General features: G+C 72.6%; 20 protein-coding genes. 15 read left to right on the top strand and 5 right to left on the bottom strand.

What is annotated here, in order from left to right:
- Positions 1–52: 52 nt before the first annotated feature.
- The 6 genes from U5C87_RS02765 to U5C87_RS02740 all read left to right on the top strand — a co-directional run bounded on the left by U5C87_RS02765 (position 53) and on the right by U5C87_RS02740 (position 6,722).
- Complete coding sequence (locus U5C87_RS02765; protein WP_330475116.1) at positions 53–463, top strand: TIGR03618 family F420-dependent PPOX class oxidoreductase; 411 nt, start codon at positions 53–55, stop codon at positions 461–463.
- Entirely contained in the window at positions 460–2,631 is a 2,172-nt protein-coding gene (locus U5C87_RS02760) for a penicillin acylase family protein (protein ID WP_330475115.1), read from the top strand. The genes U5C87_RS02765 and U5C87_RS02760 overlap by 4 nt, the downstream gene beginning before the upstream one ends.
- 204 nt (positions 2,632–2,835) lie before the next feature.
- Positions 2,836–4,173 (top strand): hypothetical protein, encoded by a 1,338-nt coding sequence (locus U5C87_RS02755; RefSeq protein ID WP_330475114.1) that lies wholly within the window; start codon positions 2,836–2,838, stop codon positions 4,171–4,173.
- A gap of 60 nt (positions 4,174–4,233) precedes the next feature.
- Positions 4,234–4,746 carry a hypothetical protein gene (locus U5C87_RS02750; protein WP_330475113.1) on the top strand — a complete coding sequence of 171 codons (513 nt, stop codon included), beginning with the start codon at positions 4,234–4,236 and terminating at the stop codon, positions 4,744–4,746.
- Positions 4,747–4,818: 72 nt separating this feature from the next.
- Positions 4,819–5,901, top strand: coding sequence for a DNA polymerase IV (locus tag U5C87_RS02745; RefSeq protein WP_330475112.1), 1,083 nt, complete (start codon positions 4,819–4,821; stop codon positions 5,899–5,901).
- Between the two features lie 47 nt (positions 5,902–5,948).
- A complete protein-coding gene (locus U5C87_RS02740) occupies positions 5,949–6,722 on the top strand; it encodes a phosphatase PAP2 family protein (protein ID WP_330475111.1) in 774 nt (257 codons plus the stop codon).
- A 53-nt stretch (positions 6,723–6,775) separates the two neighbouring features.
- Here U5C87_RS02740 and U5C87_RS02735 read toward each other — a convergent pair whose 3' ends face one another.
- On the bottom strand, positions 6,776–7,228 hold the full coding sequence (locus U5C87_RS02735) for a MarR family winged helix-turn-helix transcriptional regulator (RefSeq protein WP_330475110.1): 453 nt from the start codon (positions 7,226–7,228) through the stop codon (positions 6,776–6,778).
- 144 nt (positions 7,229–7,372) lie between these two features.
- Here U5C87_RS02735 and U5C87_RS02730 point away from each other — a divergent pair, with 144 nt between their 5' ends.
- Positions 7,373–8,638 (top strand): MFS transporter, encoded by a 1,266-nt coding sequence (locus U5C87_RS02730; protein WP_330475109.1) that lies wholly within the window; start codon positions 7,373–7,375, stop codon positions 8,636–8,638.
- A gap of 72 nt (positions 8,639–8,710) precedes the next feature.
- Here the strand turns inward: U5C87_RS02730 and U5C87_RS02725 are convergent, their stop codons facing one another.
- Positions 8,711–10,357, bottom strand: a complete 1,647-nt coding sequence (locus U5C87_RS02725) for an FAD-binding dehydrogenase (RefSeq protein WP_330475108.1) — start codon at positions 10,355–10,357, stop codon at positions 8,711–8,713.
- A gap of 119 nt (positions 10,358–10,476) precedes the next feature.
- Here U5C87_RS02725 and U5C87_RS02720 point away from each other — a divergent pair, with 119 nt between their 5' ends.
- A complete protein-coding gene (locus U5C87_RS02720; RefSeq protein ID WP_330475107.1) occupies positions 10,477–11,313 on the top strand; it encodes an alpha/beta fold hydrolase in 837 nt (278 codons plus the stop codon).
- Between the two features lie 39 nt (positions 11,314–11,352).
- Here the strand turns inward: U5C87_RS02720 and U5C87_RS02715 are convergent, their stop codons facing one another.
- Entirely contained in the window at positions 11,353–11,901 is a 549-nt protein-coding gene (locus tag U5C87_RS02715; RefSeq protein WP_330475106.1) for a DinB family protein, read from the bottom strand.
- Positions 11,902–12,029: 128 nt separating this feature from the next.
- Here U5C87_RS02715 and U5C87_RS02710 point away from each other — a divergent pair, with 128 nt between their 5' ends.
- From U5C87_RS02710 to U5C87_RS02690, 5 genes are all read left to right on the top strand, one after another.
- Positions 12,030–12,638 carry an ATP-dependent Clp protease proteolytic subunit gene (locus U5C87_RS02710; RefSeq protein WP_030201300.1) on the top strand — a complete coding sequence of 203 codons (609 nt, stop codon included), beginning with the start codon at positions 12,030–12,032 and terminating at the stop codon, positions 12,636–12,638.
- The gene (locus U5C87_RS02705; RefSeq protein WP_330475105.1) at positions 12,635–13,249 is read left to right on the top strand and encodes a ClpP family protease; all 615 of its coding nucleotides are present in this window, start codon (positions 12,635–12,637) and stop codon (positions 13,247–13,249) included. The genes U5C87_RS02710 and U5C87_RS02705 overlap by 4 nt, the downstream gene beginning before the upstream one ends.
- Positions 13,250–13,508: 259 nt before the next feature.
- Complete coding sequence (locus U5C87_RS02700; RefSeq protein WP_330475104.1) at positions 13,509–14,258, top strand: D-Ala-D-Ala carboxypeptidase family metallohydrolase; 750 nt, start codon at positions 13,509–13,511, stop codon at positions 14,256–14,258.
- A 2-nt stretch (positions 14,259–14,260) separates the two neighbouring features.
- Positions 14,261–15,355, top strand: coding sequence for a peptidoglycan recognition protein family protein (locus U5C87_RS02695; protein ID WP_330475103.1), 1,095 nt, complete (start codon positions 14,261–14,263; stop codon positions 15,353–15,355).
- Positions 15,356–15,367: 12 nt separating this feature from the next.
- Complete coding sequence (locus tag U5C87_RS02690) at positions 15,368–16,321, top strand: phage tail tip lysozyme (RefSeq protein ID WP_330475102.1); 954 nt, start codon at positions 15,368–15,370, stop codon at positions 16,319–16,321.
- 49 nt (positions 16,322–16,370) lie between these two features.
- On the opposite strand, the gene U5C87_RS02685 is transcribed toward U5C87_RS02690, so the two are convergent.
- Positions 16,371–16,757 carry a helix-turn-helix domain-containing protein gene (locus U5C87_RS02685; protein ID WP_330475101.1) on the bottom strand — a complete coding sequence of 129 codons (387 nt, stop codon included), beginning with the start codon at positions 16,755–16,757 and terminating at the stop codon, positions 16,371–16,373.
- Positions 16,758–16,999: 242 nt separating this feature from the next.
- Between U5C87_RS02685 and U5C87_RS02680 the strand changes: the two genes are divergently transcribed.
- Entirely contained in the window at positions 17,000–18,040 is a 1,041-nt protein-coding gene (locus tag U5C87_RS02680) for an ATP-binding cassette domain-containing protein (RefSeq protein WP_330475100.1), read from the top strand.
- Complete coding sequence (locus tag U5C87_RS02675) at positions 18,037–18,897, top strand: ABC transporter permease (RefSeq protein ID WP_330475099.1); 861 nt, start codon at positions 18,037–18,039, stop codon at positions 18,895–18,897. The genes U5C87_RS02680 and U5C87_RS02675 overlap by 4 nt, the downstream gene beginning before the upstream one ends.
- A 21-nt stretch (positions 18,898–18,918) precedes the next feature.
- Here U5C87_RS02675 and U5C87_RS02670 read toward each other — a convergent pair whose 3' ends face one another.
- The gene (locus U5C87_RS02670; RefSeq protein ID WP_330475098.1) at positions 18,919–19,965 is read right to left on the bottom strand and encodes a class I mannose-6-phosphate isomerase; all 1,047 of its coding nucleotides are present in this window, start codon (positions 19,963–19,965) and stop codon (positions 18,919–18,921) included.
- Positions 19,966–19,983 lie beyond the last annotated feature (18 nt).

The raw sequence follows: 19,983 nt of genomic DNA, 5'->3' as shown, positions 1-19,983 counted from the left end.
CCTGCACCACCACCGAACACCCGAGAAGCCCTGAGGTCGAAGGAGATCCGCAGTGCCCCGCGCGCCGATGCCCGCCCATGTGGTGGAGTTCCTGACCCACCCGAACCACGCCACGATCAGCTGCCTGCGCCCCGACGGCTCGCCCGTCTCGGTGCCGACGTGGTACCTCGTCGAGGACGGCCAGGTCGTCGTCAACATGGACGCGGGACGCAAGCGCCTCGAGTGGCTCCGGGCCGACCCGCGCGTCAGCCTCAGCGCCATGGACCCGGTCGACTGGATCACCCACGTCAGCCTCCAGGGGCGTGTCGTCGAGATCGCCCCGGACGTCGACCTCGTCGACATCGACCGCATCGCCACGCACTACACGGGCCGGCCCTACCGCGTGCGGGACCGTCCGCGCGTGACGGCCCGCATCGACGTCGACCGGTGGCACGGCTGGGGCCGGCTGCAGGACGCCAGGTGAGCTCGGAGGTGTGGCGCGACGCCGTCGGCGTGCCGCACCTGCGCGCCGACGACGTCATGGAGCTCGCCCGGCTCCAGGGCCGCATCACCGCCCTCGACCGGGGCTGGCAGGTCGAGCACCACCGCTGGCGCATGGAGGGCCGCACCGCCGAGTACGTCGGACCCGACGGGCTCACCTGGGACCGGTTCGCCCGCCAGGTGCGTCTCGAGCCGACCGTGCAGCGCTGCTTCGAGCGGCTCGACCGCGAGACGCGGACGTGGCTCACGGCATACGTCGACGGGGTCAACGACACCCTGGCCGAAGGGCTCGCCGGCACTCCCGAGGTCGCCCGGCTCGACCTCGGGGCGTATGCCGCGTCGCCGCGCCCGTGGGAGCCGTGGACGCCGCTCGGCATCTTCTGGGGGATCCACCTGCTCTTCGGGACCTTCCCGGCGAAACTGTTCAACGCGCACGTCGCCGAGCGCCTCGGAGCCCCGGCGCTCGAGCTCCTGAACGCCGAAGGGGTCGAGCGCGCGGCCGCCTCGGGCAGCAACGCCTGGGTCGTCGGGGGAGCGCGCACCGCGAGCGGGCTGCCGCTCGTCGCCGGCGACCCGCACCGCACGATCGAGCTGCCCGGCTGCTACCAGCAGTTGGGTCTGGCGTGCCCCGAGTTCGACGTCGTCGGCTTCACCTTCCCCGGCGTGCCCGGGGTGCAGCACTTCGCGCACACCGGCACCGTCGCGTGGGGCATCACCAACGCGATGGCCGACTACCAGGACCTCACCGTCGAGTCGCTCGGCCACGTCGGCCACGCGGAGGACGGCTCGCCGCTGCTCAAGGCGAGGGGCGTCGACGGGTGGGAGCCCGTGCGGTCCTCGACGGAGACGGTGCGGGTGCGCGGCGGTGACGACGTGACGGTGCCCGTCGTCGTGACTGCGCGCGGTCCCGTCGTCACCGGGCTCGAGGCCGAGATCGAGCGCCTCGTCGCCGAGGCGGAGGCGCCCCCGCAGTGGACCGACGAGAGCGTGCAGCCGCGTCGCGCGCACCCGACGGCCCACAGCCTGCGCACGCCGACGCACGTCGAGGAGGACCTCGGCTTCGGCGCGCTCCTGCCGCTCCTGCGCTCGCGCACCGTCGCCGACGTCGAGGAGGCGCTCTCGCGGTGGGTCGAGCCGGTCAACAGCGTCCTCGTCGCCGACGTCTCGGGGCGCATGCGCCACATCGTCGTCGGCCGGGTGCCGGAGCGTGACGAGATCGGCGCGGTCCTCCCGGTCGACGCCTGGGACACCCGGCACGAGTGGCACGGCTACCGGCGTGGACCGGCACGTGACGTCGACGACGTCATGGTCAGCGCGAACGACCGGGACAGCGGGGGCGGGCTGGGCGTCGAGTACGCAACGCCGTTCCGCGCCGACCGCATCCGGTCGCTCATCGGGTCGCTCACCGATCCGGGCCGTTCGCTCACGGTCGACGACTGTGCTGCCATCCACGTCGACACCCTCAACGGGCAGGCCGACCTCATGCGCGAGCTCGTCGAGGCGGCGGACGTGACGGGACCCGCGGCCGAGGTCCGGTCGCAGCTGCTCGCGTGGGACGGGCACAGCGACGCGGGCAGCACCGGTGCCGCGCTCTTCGCCGCGTGGCGGACCGCGCTCGTGCGGTGGTTCTCCGAGCACCCGCGTCTCGCGGTGCTGCACGAGCCGAGCGGCCACTCACGCCTGTTCACCGCGTGGACCGACGTCACGACGCAGATCGGGGCGGGCTGGCACTCGATGGCGCTGCTCGGCCCGCGGCACGGCATCGACGTGCACGAGGGCGTATGCGTGGCGCTCGATCGCGTTGCCGCACAGGCGGACTCGCTCACCCCGTGGGGTGAGCGCCACTGGCTCGACCCCGTCCACGCGCTGTCCGTGTCGGGTCGTGCGCCGGGCGTGCCTCGTGACCCGGTGAGCGGCGACAAGGGCTGTGTGCACGCCGCCGCGAGCGCGCCCGGCGTCACCGACCACTGCTACGGCGGGGCGGCAGCCCGCTACGTCTGGGACCTCGCCGACCGCGACGCCAGCCGGTGGGTGGTGCCGTTCGGTGCGAGCGGCGACGCCCGGGACCCGCACTTCGCCGACCAGACCCCCGCCTGGCTCGAGGGGTCGCTGCACCCGGTGCGGTGTCAGGGAGCGGACGGCACGAGGTAGCCGTCCGCGTCGAGCGTCACCGGCGTCGGTTCGCCGAGCTACGGCGTGGAGGACGTCCGTCACCCCGCCGAAGCGGTCTGGAACACGAATTTTGCCCTTCTTTTACTATTTACGGTACAAAACGTGACTTTGACCCCTACTGTCTCCCTGTAGCGGCACCACCTCGGCCCGGTGCCTCGCGTGATCGCAGGAGTAGTGAGTCTGGTGACGACGAGCATGACGCCCACGCACGGCGACCCGCGCACCCCGTCTCCACGTGCTGCGCGCGACGCCGACGCCGAGCGCTGGCTGCCGGACCCGTCCTGGCCCGTGCCCCCGCGCGGCTGGCAGCTGTGGGCGGCCGCCGGCTCGGCCTCGGGCCCCGGGCGCGCGCGACGTGAGATCGCGGGCGACTCCAGCGTGCACTCGGGCACCTCGATGCACCACACTGACGACGTGTTGTCCGAAATGCCCAGATTGGCCGCAATCGAGGATGCCTCTTTCACGCTGCCGACGCGCCCCAGCGCCCTCGTCGACGAGGCCTGGCCGACCGAGGGGCGGGTCGACCTCCTCGCTGACCGCCGGGCCCCCCGCCGTCTGCCCGAGGGGACCATCGGGGGCTTCGCGGCGCTCGCCGCGCTCCTGCTCATCAGCGTCCTGGTGGGAGGCCCCATCGGCGGCCTCGTCGTCCTCGGCGTCTCCACCCTGCTCGCCGCGAGCGCGGCCCTCGTGCGCGGTGGCCTCTCGCTCACCCGGGTCGGCGGCCAGCGCGGCGCCGGCCTGCTCCTCGGCGCGGCCGTCATGGCCCTGATCGCCGGCTCGGTCGCCGCCCACGACCGGCCCGGCGGCCCTCGCGGTGTCGAGGCCGCGCTCGTGCCGGTCAGCACGCTCAGCTCCACCAGCTCGGCCGCCACGAGCGGTCAGCCCGGCTCGGACTCCGACACCGAGACGGCCTATGCCGCCGTCCCCCCGTCCGTGGCCACAACGCGCCCGTCCCAGGCGTCGTCGACCGCGCGCGCCGACGACGCGACGAAGGGCGGTGCCCCCGCGGCGCCGACGACTGTGGCTCCCGCCGGACCTGTCACCGCGGCGACCCCCGCGGTGCCGGTCAAGGCTGCCGTGCCCGGCGGCGCGGGCACGCCCGCGACCCCTGCGGTCCCGGCCACTCCGGCGAAGCCCGGCATCAAGGCCAGCTCCTCCGTCGCGCTCCCGGGCCTCACGCTCGGTGGGATCCTCACCCTCTCGCCCGACGCGCTGAGCCCGAGGCCAGCCCCGACGCAGACCACGGCCCCGACGGCGCCGAAGCCTCCCAAGGCCCCGAAGACGCCGAAGGCTCCCAAGACCACCAAGGCGACCAAGGCGACCTCGTCCGTGAAGGCGTCGAAGGCGACGAAGGCCACGAAGGCCACGACGACGGCCAAGGGCGCGAAGGCCACGAAGGCCACGAAAGCCACGACCGCCACGACGACGGCCAAGGGCGCGAAGGCTTCGAAGGCGTCGAAGGCCGCCACGGCGTCCGCGATCGCGGCTGCGCGGTCCGTCCTGGCGTCGGCGCTGGGCTGAGACCTGCCGCGTCGGTCGCGGCTGCTCTCGGTCGCTGGGGACCTGTGCCACAGTGACCCCGTGGGTAAAACTATGACGCGGGCCACGATGATCTGGTTCGTCGGAGCGGCGATCGTGGGGGTCGTCGCCGGAGGCCTGCATCTGCTCCGTTCCGCCATCGGCGGCTCGCACACGGGACTGCCGCTCGCGGTCGCCGCCTTCGCCCTGACCGCTCTCGCGGCCCTCATGCTCTTCCACGGCGTCATGCTCGCCGCCCGCGAGCAGGACGCCGCGGCCGCACGCTCCTCCCGGGCCGCGAACCCGCGCGAGCGCGTCGACCCGTACGCCCGTCCCGACGAGGACGACTACGCCGTCGACGACTACGCCGACGAGGACGACCAGCGCTGGGCGCCGGCCGCCCGGCCGGCCCAGCAGCGCGACGAGCCCCTCGACCGGTCCGGCGATGGGTTCGGCGGCGGGTCCCACGACAGACCTCATGACCAGGGCCCGGACGTCTACACCTTCCGCGGCGGCAAGCCGGTCGTCGAGCGGGGCGCCCGTCCCGCGCGGCGGGACCGGCCCTCGAGAGGCTGACGTCGCGCTGACGTCGCGCTCACGTCGGGCTGAGATCGGGCCGACGTCGCACCTGCCGGGCACAATGACGGGATGAGCGCCGGCCGCACCGCGTGGGTGCTGCACGTCGACCTCGACCAGTTCATCGCTGCCGTCGAGGTGCTGCGCCGTCCCGAGCTGGCGGGCCTGCCCGTCATCGTCGGCGGTCGTGGTGACCCGACCGAGCGCGCGGTCGTCTCCACGGCGAGCTACGAGGCCCGGCAGTTCGGCGTCGGGTCCGGCATGCCGTTGCGCATCGCCGCCCGCAAGGTGCCCGACGCGGTGATCCTGCCCGTCGACGCGCCCGCCTACACGGAGGCGTCCGAGCGGGTCATGGAGGCGTTGCGGGGGCTCGGGGTCGTCGTCGAGGTGCTCGGCTGGGACGAGGCCTTCCTCGGGGTCGAGACCGACGACCCCGAGGCCTTCGCCGAGCGGGCGCGGGCCGCCGTGCTCGACGCGACCGAGCTGCACAGCTCGGTCGGCATCGGCGACAACAAGGTCCGCGCCAAGATCGCAACGGGCTTCGGCAAGCCGCGCGGCGTCTTCCGCCTGACCCGCGACAACTGGTTCGAGGTCATGGGCTCCCGGCCCACCATCGACCTCTGGGGCGTCGGGTCCAAGGTGTCCAAGCGCCTGGCCGCGCACGGGATCACCACGGTGCGCGAGCTGGCCGATGCCGACGAGGCTGTCCTCGTGGGCGAGTTCGGTCCGCGGATGGGCGTCTGGTACTCCCAGCTCGGCCGTGGCATCGGCTCCGCCGTGGTCGACGACTCGCCCTGGGTCGCGCGCGGGCACAGCCGTGAGACCACCTACCAGCGCAACCTCACGACGCCCGACGAGGTGCGCGAGGCCGTGCGCGAGCTCGCCTCGCAGGTGTTCGACGACACCGTCAAGGAGGGGCGTCCGGTCTTCCGGGTCACCCTCAAGGTGCGTTACGCGCCGTTCTTCACGGCGACGAAGGCGCGCAAGCTGCCCGCGCCGACGAACGAGCGGGCCGCCGTCGTCGAGGCCGCCGTCGCCCTCGCCGAGTCGCTCGACGCCGAGCGCGAGGTCCGGCTGCTCGGCGTCCGCGCCGAGATGGTGATGCCCGAGGAGGGCGACCCCGTCGAGCGCACGCCGGTGCGCGGCCGGCTCTGAAGGGTCCGGCACGAGGGCTCTCATCTTCGTGACCTACGGTCGTGCGCATGTCCTCTCGAGATGACGGTGCGGTGGACGTCCGGCGACGCTTCGGCGGCGGTCCGGTGACGGGCGCCCTGTCGGTGGTCGTGGTCGTCGCGGTCGTCGTCGTCCTGCTCTTCCTCGTGCGTGACGCTGCCTACAGGGCGACCGCCTCAGGCGCCGTGGCGCTGCCCTCCGTCGTCGGTGGGCTCCTCGAGGTCATCGGTGAGCTGGGGCTCGTCGTCCTAGCCGGGGTGGCCGTCCTGCTCACCTGGCGTGCGCGTTCGCAGGGCCTCGAGCACCTCGCCGTCGCCGCCGTGGCCGCGGTCTCGACCGTCGCGGCCTACGTGCTCAGCGAGGTCGTCAAGGGTTTCGTGCGTGAGGAGCGGCCGTGCCGCACGCTGTCGGTGCACACCGTCGCGGCGTGCCCGGCGTCCGGGGACTGGTCCTGGCCCAGCAACCACGCGACGATCGCGGGCTCCCTCGCGACGGCGATCGTCGTGCTGGCCCCGGTGTGGTGGCGCCTGGCCGTCCCGCTCGCCCTCGCCGTCGGCGCGTCCCGGGTGCTGACCGGCGCGCACTACTGGCACGACGTCGTCGCCGGCCTCGCCGTCGGGGTGCTCGTCGTGTGGTTCGGCACGTGGGCCCTGGCCCCGACCGCGCACCGTCTGCTCCAGCGGTCGGTCGCGTCCGGGTCGCCGCGGTGGCGTCGTGCCGTCGGGCAGGGCTACGAGCCGAGGTATGCCGCCACCGACCTGCCCGACGAGGGCGCGGACGGCGAGACGGCCGACCCGAGCTGACCGAGCCGAGCTGACCGAGCCGAGCTGACCGACGGGCCGGCCGGGCGGGCCGCTCAGACCCGAGCCGGCTGGGCCTGGTGGAGGAAGCCGACGAGGGGGGCGAGCTCGGGCACGTCGCCGGCGCTCTGGAGCGACTCCTCGAGCACCTCGTCGTGGGTGGGGGCGGCCTCGCGGTAGAGCGCCCAGCCACGCTCGGTGAGCTCGGTGTAGATGCCCCGGCGGTCGTCGGCGCACAGCACCCGGGTCAGCAGGCCGCGGTCCTCGAGGCGGTTGACCAGTCGCGTCGTCGCCGACGACGAGAGGGCGGCGGCGCGGGCGAGCTGGCTCATCCGCATGTGCCAACCGTCCTGGCGCGAGAGGGCGTCGAGCACGGTGAACTCGACGACGGAGAGCTCGTGGCGACGCACGAGCTCTCGCTCGAGCGCGCTCTCGATGTGTCCGTGCAGGGCGGCCAGGGTGCGCCATCCGGAGGCGCGCACCTCGACGGCGGAGTCAGCGATTCCCATGCACACCATCATAACGCGCGTTTGCAATATGCCGCGTGTGCAACTAACGTCGCTCGACGTCACTTAGTTGCACACGCGGCATACCGGCGAAAGCAGAGAGGCTCGGACCGGCGCCCACCTCCTCAACGGAAGGACTCGGAACCCATGCCACTCGGTCTCATCGCCCTCGCTCTCGGGGGCTTCGGCATCGGCCTCACGGAGTTCGTCATCGCCGGTCTCATCAGCACGGTCGCCAGCGACATGGGGGTCTCCATCCCCGTCGCGGGCTACCTCATCAGCGGCTACGCGCTCGCCGTCGTCGTCGGCGCGCTGGGCCTCACGCCGGTGCTCGGCGCCTGGCGCCCCAAGCGCGCGCTGCTCGCCCTCATGGTCCTCTTCATCGTCGGCAACACCCTGTCGGCCGTCGCCACCGGCTACGGCATGCTCCTCGCCGGCCGGGTCGTCGCGGCGCTCGCGCACGGCGCGTTCTTCGGCATCGGCTCGGTGCTGGCAGCCTCGCTCGTGCCGGCCGACCGCAAAGCCGGCGCCATCTCGATCATGTTCGGTGGGCTCACGCTCGCCAACGTCCTCGGCGTCCCGCTCGGGACATTCGTCGGCCAGCAATGGGGCTGGCGGGCGACCTTCGCCGTCATCGCCGTCGTCGGGGTCGTCGCCGCGGCCGGCATCGCTGCGCTCGTCCCGGACGCCACCGCCGAGACGCAGTCCGGTGGGTCGGCGCAGTCGCCGCAGTCGGCGGGACGGGCCGCCGGCCTGCGCGCCGAGCTCGCGGCCTTCCGCAACCGCCAGGTCTGGTTCTCGCTCGCGATGACCGTCCTCGTCTTCGGCGGCATGTTCGGCGCCTTCATGTACGTCGAGCCGCTCCTGACCCGCGTCACCGGCTTCGACGAGTCTGCGGTGCCGTGGATGCTCGTCCTCTTCGGTGTCGGCCTCTTCGTCGGCAACCTGCTCGGCGGTCGCTGGGCCGACCGCGCCCTGGCCCGCACGCTCGTCGTGCTGACGCTCGCGCTCGCCGTCTCGCTCGTCGCCTTCGCGCTGCTCTCCGGCAGCCAGGTCGGCTCGGCGGCCATGCTGCTGGCCATGGGCTTCTTCGGCTTCGCCACCGTGCCCGGCCTGCAGATGCGGGTGCTCGGCCACGCTGCCGGAGCGCCGACGATGGCCTCCTCGGCCAACATCGCGGCCTTCAACGTCGGCAACTTCCTCGGCGTCTGGATCTCGGGTCTGGCCATCAGCGCCGGCCTCGGCTGGACCTCGCCGCTGTGGGTCGGCGCGGGCTTCGCGTCGCTGGGACTCGTCGTGCTCCTCGCCGCCACGGCAGCCGAGCGCCGCACGGCACCGGAGCCGACGGAGGCCGCCGGCGCTGAGCACGCCGAGCACCCGGAGCGGCTGGTCGCCCCCAGCCCCGTCGCCTGACACCGGTTCGAGGTGGTTCGAGGTGATCCCGGCAGGCACGCGCCTGCCGGGATCACCTCGAACCACGGGGGGTCAGAGGGCCGCGGCGACCGAGCGTCCGGCCGTGCGGCCGCTGAAGAGGCAGCCACCGAGGAAGGTGCCCTCGAGCGAGTTGTAGCCGTGCATGCCACCGCCGCCGAAGCCGCTCACCTCGCCCGCGGCATACACCCCGGGCAGGGGGTCGCCACCTGGCCGCAGGACCCGCCCGGCGAGGTCGGTCTCGAGCCCGCCGAGGGTCTTGCGGGTCAGGATGTTGAGCCGGACGGCGATGAGCGGGCCGGCCTTGGGGTCGAGCAGCTTGTGCGGGCTCGCCACGCGGATCAGCTTGTCCCCGCGGTAGTTCCGGGCCCCCCGGATCGCCGTGACCTGGGCGTCCTTGCTGAAGTCGTTGTCCATCTCGTTGTCACGCGCGACGACGGTGCGCCGCAGCGACTCGACGTCGATGAGGTCGTCGCCGGTGAGTGCGTTCATGCCACGGACGAGCTCGTCCAGCGTGTCGGCCACGACGAAGTCCTCGCCGTGGGTCTTGAACGCCTCGACGGGCCCCGGCGCTCCCTTGCGGGCTCGGCCGAGCACCTGCTTGACGTCCTTGCCGGTGAGGTCGGGGTTCTGCTCGGAGCCCGAGAGGGCGAACTCCTTCTCGATGATGCGCTGGGTCAGCACGAACCACGAGTAGTCGTGGCCGCTGCGCATGATGTGGCCGAGCGTGCCGAGGGTGTCGAAGCCCGGGAAGTACGGCGCCGGGAACCGGCGGCCGCGCGCGTCGAGCCACAGCGACGAGGGCCCCGGCAGGATGCGGATGCCGTGGTTGTCCCACACGGGGTCCCAGTTGCGCAGGCCCTCGGTGTAGTGCCACATCCGGTCGGGGTTGATGACGTGGCCCCCGGCCGCCTGCGTGATGCCGAGCATGCGGCCGTCGACGTGGGCAGGCACGCCGGCCACCATGCGCGCCGGCGGAGTCCCGAGCCGCTCGGGCCAGGCCCGGCGCACGAGGTCGTGGTCACCGCCGATGCCGCCGCTCGTGACGACGACGGCCTGCGCGGTGATCTCGAAGTCGCCGACCTCCTCACGGCTGCTCGGCCGGCCGCGGTCGACGCCGTCGGGCGCGAGGAGGCGACCGCGTACGCCCGTGGTCGCCCCCGCAGTCACGACGAGCTCGTCGACGCGGTGTCGGAAGGCGAGGGTGACGCGGCCGCTCGCCTCGGCGGCGCGCACGCGCCGCTCGAACGGCTCGACGATGCCCGGGCCCGTGCCCCACGTGATGTGGAAGCGCGGCACGGAGTTGCCGTGGCCGTCAGCACGGCCGTCGCCCCGCTCGGCCCACCCGACGACGGGGAAGAGGCGGTGGCCCTGCTCGTGCAGCCACGCGCGCTTCTCGCCGGCCGCGAAGTGCAGGTAGGCCTCGGCCCACTTGCGCGGCCAGAAGTCCTCGTCGCGGTCGAACTGCGCCGAGCCCATCCAGTCCTGCGTCGCGAGCTCGAGGCTGTCCTTGATCCCCATCCGCCGCTGCTCGGGGCTGTCGACGAGGAAGAGGCCGCCGAAGCTCCAGAAGGCCTGGCCGCCCAGGGACTGCTCGCCCTCCTGGTCGACGAGCACCACCCGCTTCCCGCGGTCGGCCAGCTCTGCGGTGGCGACGAGCCCGGCAAGGCCAGCACCCACGACGACGACGTCGGCTTCCATGGGTCAGAGCATGCCACCCGACGCCGGCCCCGCGGCAGGCCGTTGGGCCACCGGGCGGGTCGGGTACGGCCAGAGGGTCCTCGCGAAGGATGAGGGCCACCAACCGGAAGGAGACGTCCATGACCGACGTCACCGCAGACCAGGGCCTGGTCCACGACGTCAAGATCCACGTCGAGGACTCGGACGGCGACGGCCGAACCGTCGTGCTCATCCACGGCTGGCCGCTGTCCGGCGCCTCGTGGAGTGACCAGGTGCCCGCCCTGTCCGAGGCCGGCTACCGCGCCATCACCTACGACCGCCGCGGCTTCGGCGAGAGCGACAAGCCCCACGGCGGCTACGAGTACGACACCCTCGCCGACGACCTCGCGAGCCTGCTCGAGGCGCTCGACCTGCGTGACGTCACGCTCGTCGGCTTCTCGATGGGCGGCGGGGAGGTCGCGCGCTACATCGCGCGGCACGGCGAGAGCCGCGTCCACAGCGTCGTCTTCGCGGCCGCGGTGCCGCCCTACCTGCTCAGGACCGACGACAACCCCGACGGGCCCCTCACCGACGACGCCGCGAAGGAGATGGAGGAGGGGGCCAAGGGTGACCGCGACGCCTTCTTCGACCAGTTCACGACCCAGTTCTTCTCCGCCGCCGGCGAGCTCAAGGTCACCGAGGAGCAGCGCCAGCAGGCCATCGAGCTGTGCCGGCAGTCGGACCAGAGGGCGCTGCTCGGCTGCATGGAGGCCTTCGGCACGACGGACTTCCGCGACGACCTGACGAAGGTCACCGTGCCGGCGCTCGTCATCCACGGCGACTCCGACGCGACCGTCCCCTTCGAGGGCTCCGGCCGCCGCACGCACGCGGCGCTCGCCCAGAGCGAGCTCGTCGTCATCGAGGGCGGTCCGCACGGCATCAACACGAGCCACGCGGACGAGTTCAACCGGGCCCTGCTGGACTTCCTCAGGAAGTGACCCGCGCCCTCCAGCTCCACCGCCCGACGGCGCCCCGGCTCACTGGCCGGTGGCGCCGTCGACGCACTCGCGCAGCAGGTCCGCGTGTCCGCAGTGCCGGGCGTACTCCTCGATCATGTGGACGAGCACCTCGCGCAGGTTGATGCGCGTGTGCGGGTCGAGGCCCCCGAGGTCGAGCGACTCAGCCGCGTCGACGAAGGCCTCGGCGTAGGCGACCTCCTCGCGCCAGCGCGCCCAGGCCTCCTCGACGACGGCGCCGTCGCCGACCGCTCCGTTGAAGTCGGCGTCGCGGTCGTCCGGGGTGCGGTAGAGCCGGGGGACGTCCTCGCCCGCCATGGTCCGGCGGAACCAGTTGCGCTCGACCGCGGCCATGTGTCGCACGAGCCCGAGGAGCGAGAGCGTCGACGGCGGGACGGAGCGGGTCGCCAGCTGCTCGGCGGTGAGCCCCGAGCACTTCAGCTCGAGGGTCAGACGGTAGCTGCGGAGGTAGTCGAGCAGGGTGGCGCGCTCGTCGCCGAGCACCGCCTCCTGCGATCGTGGGTCGTCCTCGGGGTCGACCCACAAGTCGGGGTGCTTCTGTCCGGCCATGCGTGCCATGGTGGTGCAGCCTCGGCCCGCGCGCCACGCGATATCGGCCGGACGGCATACGCTGTCGGCGAATCTGCCGGTGGCAGAGCAGGATTCCCGTGCACGGGACGCGCGCGCATGCTGGGTGGATGACCGACTCACCCATGCCAGCCGCGCTCGACGACCAGCTGTCGATGCAGCTGCTCCACCAGCGGATCATCGTCCTCGGGGCCGAGGTCGACGACCCGATCGCCAACCGGATCACCGCCCAGCTGCTCCTGCTCTCGGCGCGAGACCCGCGGTCCGACATCAGCCTCTACGTCAACAGCCCCGGCGGCTCCGTCACCGCCGGCCTCGCCATCTACGACACGATGCGCGTCATCCCCAACGACGTGTCCACTCTCGCAGTGGGATTCGCGGCCTCGATGGGCCAGTTCCTGCTCGGAGCCGGCACACCCGGGAAGCGCTTCGCCCTGCCCAACGCGCGGATCATGATGCACCAGCCGTCCGCCGGCATCCAGGGCACCGCGGCCGACGTCGAGGTCCAGGCGGCCAACCTCAAGGCCGTCAAGCGCCGCGTCAACGAGCTGCAGGCCGAGCACACCGGCCAGACCGTCGAGCAGATCACCCACGACAGCGAGCGCGACCGCTGGTTCAGCGCCGAGGAGGCCGCGGCATACGGCATCGTCGACCACGTCGTCAGCTCGCTGACCGACGTGCGTCCCGTCGGTGTCGAGCGCAAGGTGGGACTGCGGTGAACGCGAGCTACACGATCCCCTACGTCATCGAGCGAACACCCGCCGGGGAGCGCAGCTTCGACATCTACAGCCGGCTGCTCCAGGAGCGGATCATCTTCGTGGGCACCGAGATCGACGACGGCGTCGCCAACGTCGTCATGGCTCAGCTGCTCCACCTGGCTGATGTCGCGCCCGACCGCGAGGTCTCGCTCTACGTCAACAGCCCGGGCGGGTCGTTCACGGCGCTCATGGCGATGTACGACACGATGCAGTTCGTCCCGGCGCCGGTCGCGACCTACTGCCTCGGACAGGCGGCGTCCGCGGCCGCCGTGCTCCTCGCCGCGGGGGAGTCGGGTCGCCGCTTCGCGCTGCGGCACTCGCGCGTGCTGCTGCACCAGCCGTCCGCCGGAGGGCAGGGCACCGTGAGCGACCTCGCGCTCCAGGCGGACGAGCTGCTGCGCGTCCGCTCGCAGGTCGAGGAGGTGCTGAGCCACCACACCGGACGCTCGGTCGAGCAGCTGCGGCGCGACACCGACCGCGACAAGGTGCTGACCGCGCAGCAGGCCGTCGAGTTCGGTCTCGTCGACCACGTCATCGAGCGCGCGACGGAGGCGCAGCTCGCGCCGGGCTGAGTAGAGTTGTCGGCGAACCCGCGCCCCGGGCTTGTTCGACCGGCCCTGTCGGCGCGGATCAGCCGGGTGACGCCTCGCGGCGTCCCGGGGAGGGGGTGGCGGTGGCGCAGGGAGGCGTCATCGCCACCGTTCTGCGTGCGCGCGATGCCGCCACCCGGGAGCACCCGGGGAGTTCTCCCCATGCGCTCGGCGCGCGATATCCGGACACATCGGACACTCTCGGTCTGTAGGCACAGACAGCTCACGAGAGGAAACCCGCATGCGCAGGAACCGACTCACCCACGCGTTCGCCGCCGTCGCCCTCGTCCTCGGAGGCCTCGGCGTCGCGACCGCCACCGTCACGGCGACGGCCCCGACCGCTCACGCCGACGAGTGCTACTCGTGGGGTCGCACCCTCGGCTCCGGCGCCTCCGGTGCCGACGTCACCCAGCTCCAGATCCGCGTCGCCGGCTGGGTGCCGCGCGGCCAGGTGATGGGCATCGACGGCTCCTACGGGCCGCAGACCCAGACGGCCGTCGCGAACTTCCAGCGCGCGTACGGCCTCACCGCCGACGGGGTGGCCGGCCCCGCGACCTTCTCGAAGATCTACGAGCTGCAGGACCCCGACTGCTCACCTGCCCACTTCACCTACGCCGAGGCGAGCTACAACTGCGGGCGCGGCTTCACGGGCGGCGCGACCGAGAAGGAGAACATGAAGCGGGCGCTGTGGCGTGCCGAGGCGCTGCGCCACCAGCTCGGCGACCACCCGCTCAAGGTCACGTCCGGCTACCGCGACTCGACGTGCAACGCCTCGGTCGGCGGCGCGAGCAACAGCGTGCACCTGACCGGCGGCGCGCTCGACCTCGTCCCCGGCGACAGCGCCACCTCGATCTGCAGCATCGCCAAGCAGGCCCGCTACGCCGGCTTCGGCGGCATCTTCGGCCCCGGCTACCCGGCCCACGACGACCACGCGCACGTCGACATCCGCTCGAGCATCGCCTGGGACGCCGACGCGTGCGCCGGCTGGTGACCGTGAACCCCTCGCCCGGGCTCGCCCGTCGCTCCCTCCTCGTCGGCGCCCTCGGCGTCGGCGCGGCGGGAGCGCTCGGGGTGGCCAAGGCGGCTCCCTCCAACGCTGCGGTCACCGCGGTCGCCCGCCCGACGATCGCGTCGTGCGCCACGTGGGGAGCCCAGCCCGCGACGGGCACGGTCAGCCTGACCGGGCCACCGCAGAAGATCCTCGTCCACCACACGGCATCGGCCAACACGACCGACTACTCGCAGGCGGCGGCATACGCCCTCGCCCGCAACATCCAGCAGTGGCACTTCGCCCGCGGCTGGATCGACTCGGGGCAGCAGTTCACGATCAGCCGTGGCGGCTACACGATGGAGGGCCGCCACCGGTCGATCGAGGGCCTCGGCTCCGGCTCGAGCACCGTCTTCCCGCTCGGCGCACACTGCACCGGCCAGAACTCGACGTCGATCGGCATCGAGAACGAGGGCACCTACATGACCACGCTGCCCACCACGGCGCAGTGGAACGCGCTCGTCACGCTCTGCGCCTACCTGTGCCAGACCTACGGCCTCGGACCCGAGGACATCTACGGACACCGCGACTTCCTCGACACCGACTGCCCGGGAGACGCCTTGTACGCCAAGCTCCCCCAGTTGCGCTCGGACGTGGCGACCCGGCTCGGCACGAGCAACCCGACGCCCGCGCCGACGCGCACCTGGCCGACGCTCCAGCAGGGAAGCAGCGGCTTCCGCGTCACCGCGGCGCAGTACCTGCTGCGGCACTCGGGTCGCACCCTGACGGTCGACGGCGCCTTCGGCTCGGGCACCAAGTCCGTGGTCGTCTCCTTCCAGCAGTCCAAGGGCCTGACTGCCGACGGCATCATCGGGAGCGCCACGTGGGAGTCGCCGCTCGCGGTGACGTGCAGCCAGGGCCAGACCTCCGACGCCGTGCGCGGCGTCCAGACCGCCCTCACCGCGCAGGGGTATGCCGTCACGGTCGACGGCGTGTTCGGCTCGGGCGCCGCCTCGGCCGTGAAGTCCTTCCAGACCGCCCATGCCCTCGACGCCGATGCGGTCGTGGGTCCCAACACGTGGAGCAGGCTGCTCGCGTAGATCGGAGGAACCATGAGGACCAGCACCACCCGTCGAGGTCTGTCAGTCCTCCTCGCCGCCGCAGCGATCGCCGTTCTCGGCGTCGTCGCGGCGCCGAGCGCCCTGGCCGCCTCGAACGACGAGATCGCCTTCGACTACTTCGTCGGCAAGGGACTGACCGAGCGCCAGTCCGCCGGCATCGTCGGCAACCTCATCCAGGAGTCGGGCAGCCCCATCAACCCGTACGCCGACCAGCCCAGCGGTCCCGGCATGGGCATCGCGCAGTGGAGCGAGGGCGGCCGCTGGGACACCGACTCCCGCGACAACATGGTCTGGTACGCCGGGCTCTCGGGCCGCAGCCGCTACGCCCTGGCTGCCCAGCTCGACTTCACGTGGTACGAGCTGTCGACCTTCTCCGGCTACGGCCTCGCGGACCTCAAGGCGTCGACGTCGGTCAGCACCGCGACGACCGTCTTCATGCAGAAGTTCGAGCGGTGCGGCACGTGCGCGACGACCCAGCGCATCGCGTACGCCAACGACGTGCTCGCCAAGTACGGCACCGGCGGCACGGGCGGCAGCACGACGGAGACGAGCCTGCCGGTGCTGCGCAGCGGCAGCAGCGGCGCTGCGGTGCGCACCCTGCAGTACCTGCTTCGGGCCTCGGGGCGCAGCGTGACCGTCGACGGGTCCTTCGGTCCCGCAACGGATTCCGCGGTGCGCAGCTACCAGTCGGCCCACGGCCTGACCGTTGACGGGGTCGTCGGCAACAACACGTGGTATTCGATCCTGCCGGCGCTGCGCGAGGGCAGCACCGGGGAGGCGGTCAAGGGCCTGCAGCGCGAGCTCGTCGACGCCGGCTACTCGCTCACCGTCGACGGGTCCTTCGGCCCGGCGACCGACTCGGCCGTTCGGTCCTACCAGTCGAAGGTGGGTCTCGTCGTCGACGGTGTCGTCGGCAACAACACGTGGGGCAGCCTCGTCGACTGACGAGGCGCTCGACACCGACACCGGCCGACAGCGACGGGGTCGGCGCCGCTCACGCGACGAGCAGCACCGGTCCCGTCGTCGCGTCGGCGGGTGCCGCGGCGCCCGACCCGATGCTCGAGCCGACGCGCGAGGTCAGGTCGAGCACGCGGCCGGCGGCCGCGGGCGTGTCGGAGGTGAGCTCGCGGTGGGCGGCGCCGACGAGGCCGGTGATGCTCGACCCGAGCGCGACGCAGACCGCCTCGAGCACCTCGGAGGAGGGCTCCTTGAGTCCGCGCTCGACCTCGGAGAGGTAGGCGACCGAGATGCCGGCGCGGGCAGCGACCTCGGCGAGCGTGCGCCCCTGTCGGGTGCGCAGGCCGCGGAGCAACCGGCCGTAGACCTCGCGCAGCAGCGGGGTGCGGGCGCCGGGGCGCGGGCGCGGGGCGAGCTGGGTCATGGCCGTCTCCGATCTGGGTGCGTTCGTCCAGCGTCGCACGCGAGGGCGCGGATGGTGCCCCGAGAGGTCACCGATGGCGTACGCCGTGGGCGAACTCGTGGGGCGGTCCAGCCGTCCGGAGATGGTTGAGGAGAAAAATGTTGACGGCGTGCACTTCGTCGCCGACCCTTGTCGGTGGTGGCGCCTACCGTCGGGCGCACCCGCACGTCACGACTCACGCACGATCCTCCGGGGGAGCCCACATGACCATCACCACCGACGCGCGCGCCGTGCGCGAACGGTTCACCGGCCCGGCCATCGAGGCCGAGCACCTCGTCAAGCGCTTCGGCGACATGACCGCCGTCGATGACGTCAGCTTCTCCGTGCCGCAGGGCACGGTCCTCGGTCTGCTCGGCCCCAACGGCGCCGGCAAGACCACCACGGTCCGCATGATGACGACCCTCACCGTCCCGACGAGCGGCACCGCCCGCGTCGCCGGGCACGACGCGGTCCGCGACCCCGAGGCCGTGCGGCGCAGCATGGGCCTGACCGGTCAGGCGGCCACGGTCGACGAGATGCTGACCGGCCGCGAGAACCTCCGGCTCATCGGGTCGCTCTACGGCCTGCCCAGGGCCGAGGTCCGCCGTCTGTCCTCCGAGCTGCTCGAGCGGTTCTCGCTCGCCGAGTCCGGCGACAAGGTCGCCAAGGAGTACAGCGGCGGCATGCGGCGCCGGCTCGACCTCGCCGTCAGCCTCATCGCCGCACCTCCCGTCCTGTTCCTCGACGAGCCGACCACGGGCCTCGACCCGCGCAGCCGCGTCGAGCTCTGGGAGGTCCTGCGCGGACTCGTCCGCGACGGCACGACCCTGCTGCTGACGACGCAGTACCTCGAGGAGGCCGACCAGCTCGCCGACCGCATCGTCGTCATCGACCACGGCCGGGTCATCGCCGAGGGCACGGCGCTCGAGCTCAAGGACCAGTCGGGCCAGGCCGCCATCGTGCTCACCGTGTCGCACGCCGACCAGCTCGAGGAGGCGCGGGCGCTGCTGGCCTCGCACGTCAGCGAGGTGCACGTCGACGAGTCGGCCCGCCAGCTCACGGCTCCTGCCGACGGGCTGTCCGACATGACCCGCGTCGCAGCCGTGTTCGACCGCTCCGAGATCGTGCTCGACGACCTCGGGCTCAAGCGCCCCAGCCTCGACGACGTCTTCCTCAGCCTGACCGGGCACCGCGCCGAGCAGGACACCGGCGGGTCGACCGACGCGCCCGCCAAGCAGACCACCCAGAAGGGGGAGTCGCGATGAGCCAGCCCACCGCCGACACGGCCACGCGCAGCACCACGGTCGCGGCCCCGGCCGTCGACCTCCGGCCGCCGGGCCTCGCCCGCCAGGTGCAGATGATGGTCTGGCGCAACCTCAAGCACACGCGGCGCCAGCCCGAGATGCTCACCGACGTCACCATCCAGCCGGTCATGTTCGTCGTGCTCTTCGCCTTCGTCTTCGGCGGCTCGATCCAGACCGACAGCAGCTCCTACCGCGAGTGGCTGCTGCCCGGGATCATGGCCCAGACGATGGCGTTCGCGTCGTTCATCGTGGCCAACGGCCTCAACATGGACCTCGAGAAGGGCATCATCGACCGGTTCCGGTCGCTGCCGATCTCGCGCGGATCGGTCCTCATCGGGCGCAGCGTCTACGGCATCATCCACTCGAGCATCGGCATCTTCGTCATGTCGGTCACTGGGCTGGTCATCGGCTGGCGCATCCGCAACGGCTTCGTCGACGGCGTGCTCGCCTTTTTGCTGCTGCTCCTCTTCGGCTTCGCGATGATCTGGGTCGGCATCCTCGTCGGCTCGGCCATGCGCTCGCCCGAGGCCGTCAACGGGCTGATGTTCACGACGATCTTCCCCGTCACGTTCCTCGCCAACACCTTCGCCCCGACCGAGGCGATGGCCCCGGTGCTGCGCACGATCGCGGAGTGGAACCCCATCAGCTCGCTCGTCCAGGCGATGCGCGAGCTGTGGGGCAACGTGCCGCCGGCGCCGGCCGACGCGGCCCTGCCGCTGCAGCACCCGGTTGTGACGAGCATCGCCTGGTCGGTGCTCATCACCGCGGTCATCGCACCGCTCGCGGTGCGCGCCTACGTCCGCCGCACGACCGACTGACCCGCGGGAGATTCGGCCCGTTCAGACCGACGGCATGCAGCGGATGACCGTGAGCTCGCCCTCGACCCGGACCTCGCCGGCGCCGTGGGGCACGAGCAGCACGTCGCCCCGCGCCACCTCGGTGGTGCGGGGCTCGTCGCTGCCGGTCGTCAGGTGCCCCTGACCCTCGACCGCGACGACGACGGCGAACGCCGCAGCCCCTGTGGCCGGCGACCCGACTGCCCCGCTCAGCACCTCGGCGCGGAAGAACTCCGCCGCCCGCTCGGGCAGGGCGTGGCCCGAGCCGGACACGTCGGTCCAGCGCCGGCGCAGGGCGACCAGTCCCTCGGCGGTCAGGGGACCGCGGTCGACGCTCTCGAGGGCGCGGGGGACCGTGAGCCCGAGGAAGGCGTGCGCCTCCTCCAGGCCGAAGCGGCGGTGCTCGAGCATGACCGACAGGTCGGTCGGCTCCTGCAGCTCGAGGACGAACACCCCCTCACCGATGGCGTGGGGCTGACCGCCGGGGACGAGCAGGGCGTCGCCGGGTGACACCTCGATGCGGTTGAGCGCCTCGAGGAGACGGTCGTCCTGGGCCTCGACGAGCTCGGCCAGCTCGTCGGCCGGGAGCTCGTCGCGGAAACCCAGCCAGACGCAGGCGCCGGGCTCGGCATCGAGGACGATCCACGCCTCGGTCTTGCCGTGGTCGCAGTCGAGGTGGGCAGCCGCGAAGGCGCGGTCGGGGTGCGAGTGGACCGGCAGGCGCTCGCCCGCGTCGAGCAGCTTGGTCAGCAGGCCGGGCTCGACGCCGTGCGCGGCGACGTGGTCCGGGCCGAGCCAGTGGTCCGGGTCGGCGGCCAGGGCGTCGACGAGCGTCGTGCCGTCGTCGAGGACCGTGACGCCGCCGCCGCCCTCGGCGAAGAGCCGGGTGGTCGAGGCCAGCCAGTCCTCCGGGCGGTGGTCGTCGAAGTCCGCCGGGATGTCGAGCCCGCGGAAGGCGAGGATCCGCGTGCCGCCGCGGTAGAAGCGGTGCGGCGTGTTGATCGGCAGGCGGCTCGGGCGGGTCAGGTCGGACACGGTGGTCTCGGACACGGGGTGGTGCTCCTTGGG

This window comes from Terrabacter sp. C0L_2 (genome assembly GCF_036352015.1).
Lineage (GTDB): Bacteria > Actinomycetota > Actinomycetes > Actinomycetales > Dermatophilaceae > Terrabacter > Terrabacter tumescens.
The sequence above is the reverse complement of the archived record's forward strand: the minus strand, read 5'-3'. Positions and strand labels throughout refer to the sequence as shown.

Bases quoted from the DNA above. Each gene is read 5' to 3' on its own strand.
- U5C87_RS02745 (WP_330475112.1), top strand. From the start codon at position 4,819: ATGAGCGCCGGCCGCACCGCGTGGGTGCTGCACGTCGACCTCGACCAG.
- U5C87_RS02740 (WP_330475111.1), top strand. From the start codon at position 5,949: ATGTCCTCTCGAGATGACGGTGCGGTGGACGTCCGGCGACGCTTCGGC.
- U5C87_RS02735 (WP_330475110.1), bottom strand. From the start codon at position 7,228: ATGGGAATCGCTGACTCCGCCGTCGAGGTGCGCGCCTCCGGATGGCGC.
- U5C87_RS02730 (WP_330475109.1), top strand. From the start codon at position 7,373: ATGCCACTCGGTCTCATCGCCCTCGCTCTCGGGGGCTTCGGCATCGGC.
- U5C87_RS02725 (WP_330475108.1), bottom strand. From the start codon at position 10,357: ATGGAAGCCGACGTCGTCGTCGTGGGTGCTGGCCTTGCCGGGCTCGTC.
- U5C87_RS02720 (WP_330475107.1), top strand. From the start codon at position 10,477: ATGACCGACGTCACCGCAGACCAGGGCCTGGTCCACGACGTCAAGATC.
- U5C87_RS02715 (WP_330475106.1), bottom strand. From the start codon at position 11,901: ATGGCCGGACAGAAGCACCCCGACTTGTGGGTCGACCCCGAGGACGAC.
- U5C87_RS02710 (WP_030201300.1), top strand. From the start codon at position 12,030: ATGACCGACTCACCCATGCCAGCCGCGCTCGACGACCAGCTGTCGATG.
- U5C87_RS02700 (WP_330475104.1), top strand. From the start codon at position 13,509: ATGCGCAGGAACCGACTCACCCACGCGTTCGCCGCCGTCGCCCTCGTC.
- U5C87_RS02690 (WP_330475102.1), top strand. From the start codon at position 15,368: ATGAGGACCAGCACCACCCGTCGAGGTCTGTCAGTCCTCCTCGCCGCC.
- U5C87_RS02685 (WP_330475101.1), bottom strand. From the start codon at position 16,757: ATGACCCAGCTCGCCCCGCGCCCGCGCCCCGGCGCCCGCACCCCGCTG.
- U5C87_RS02680 (WP_330475100.1), top strand. From the start codon at position 17,000: ATGACCATCACCACCGACGCGCGCGCCGTGCGCGAACGGTTCACCGGC.
- U5C87_RS02675 (WP_330475099.1), top strand. From the start codon at position 18,037: ATGAGCCAGCCCACCGCCGACACGGCCACGCGCAGCACCACGGTCGCG.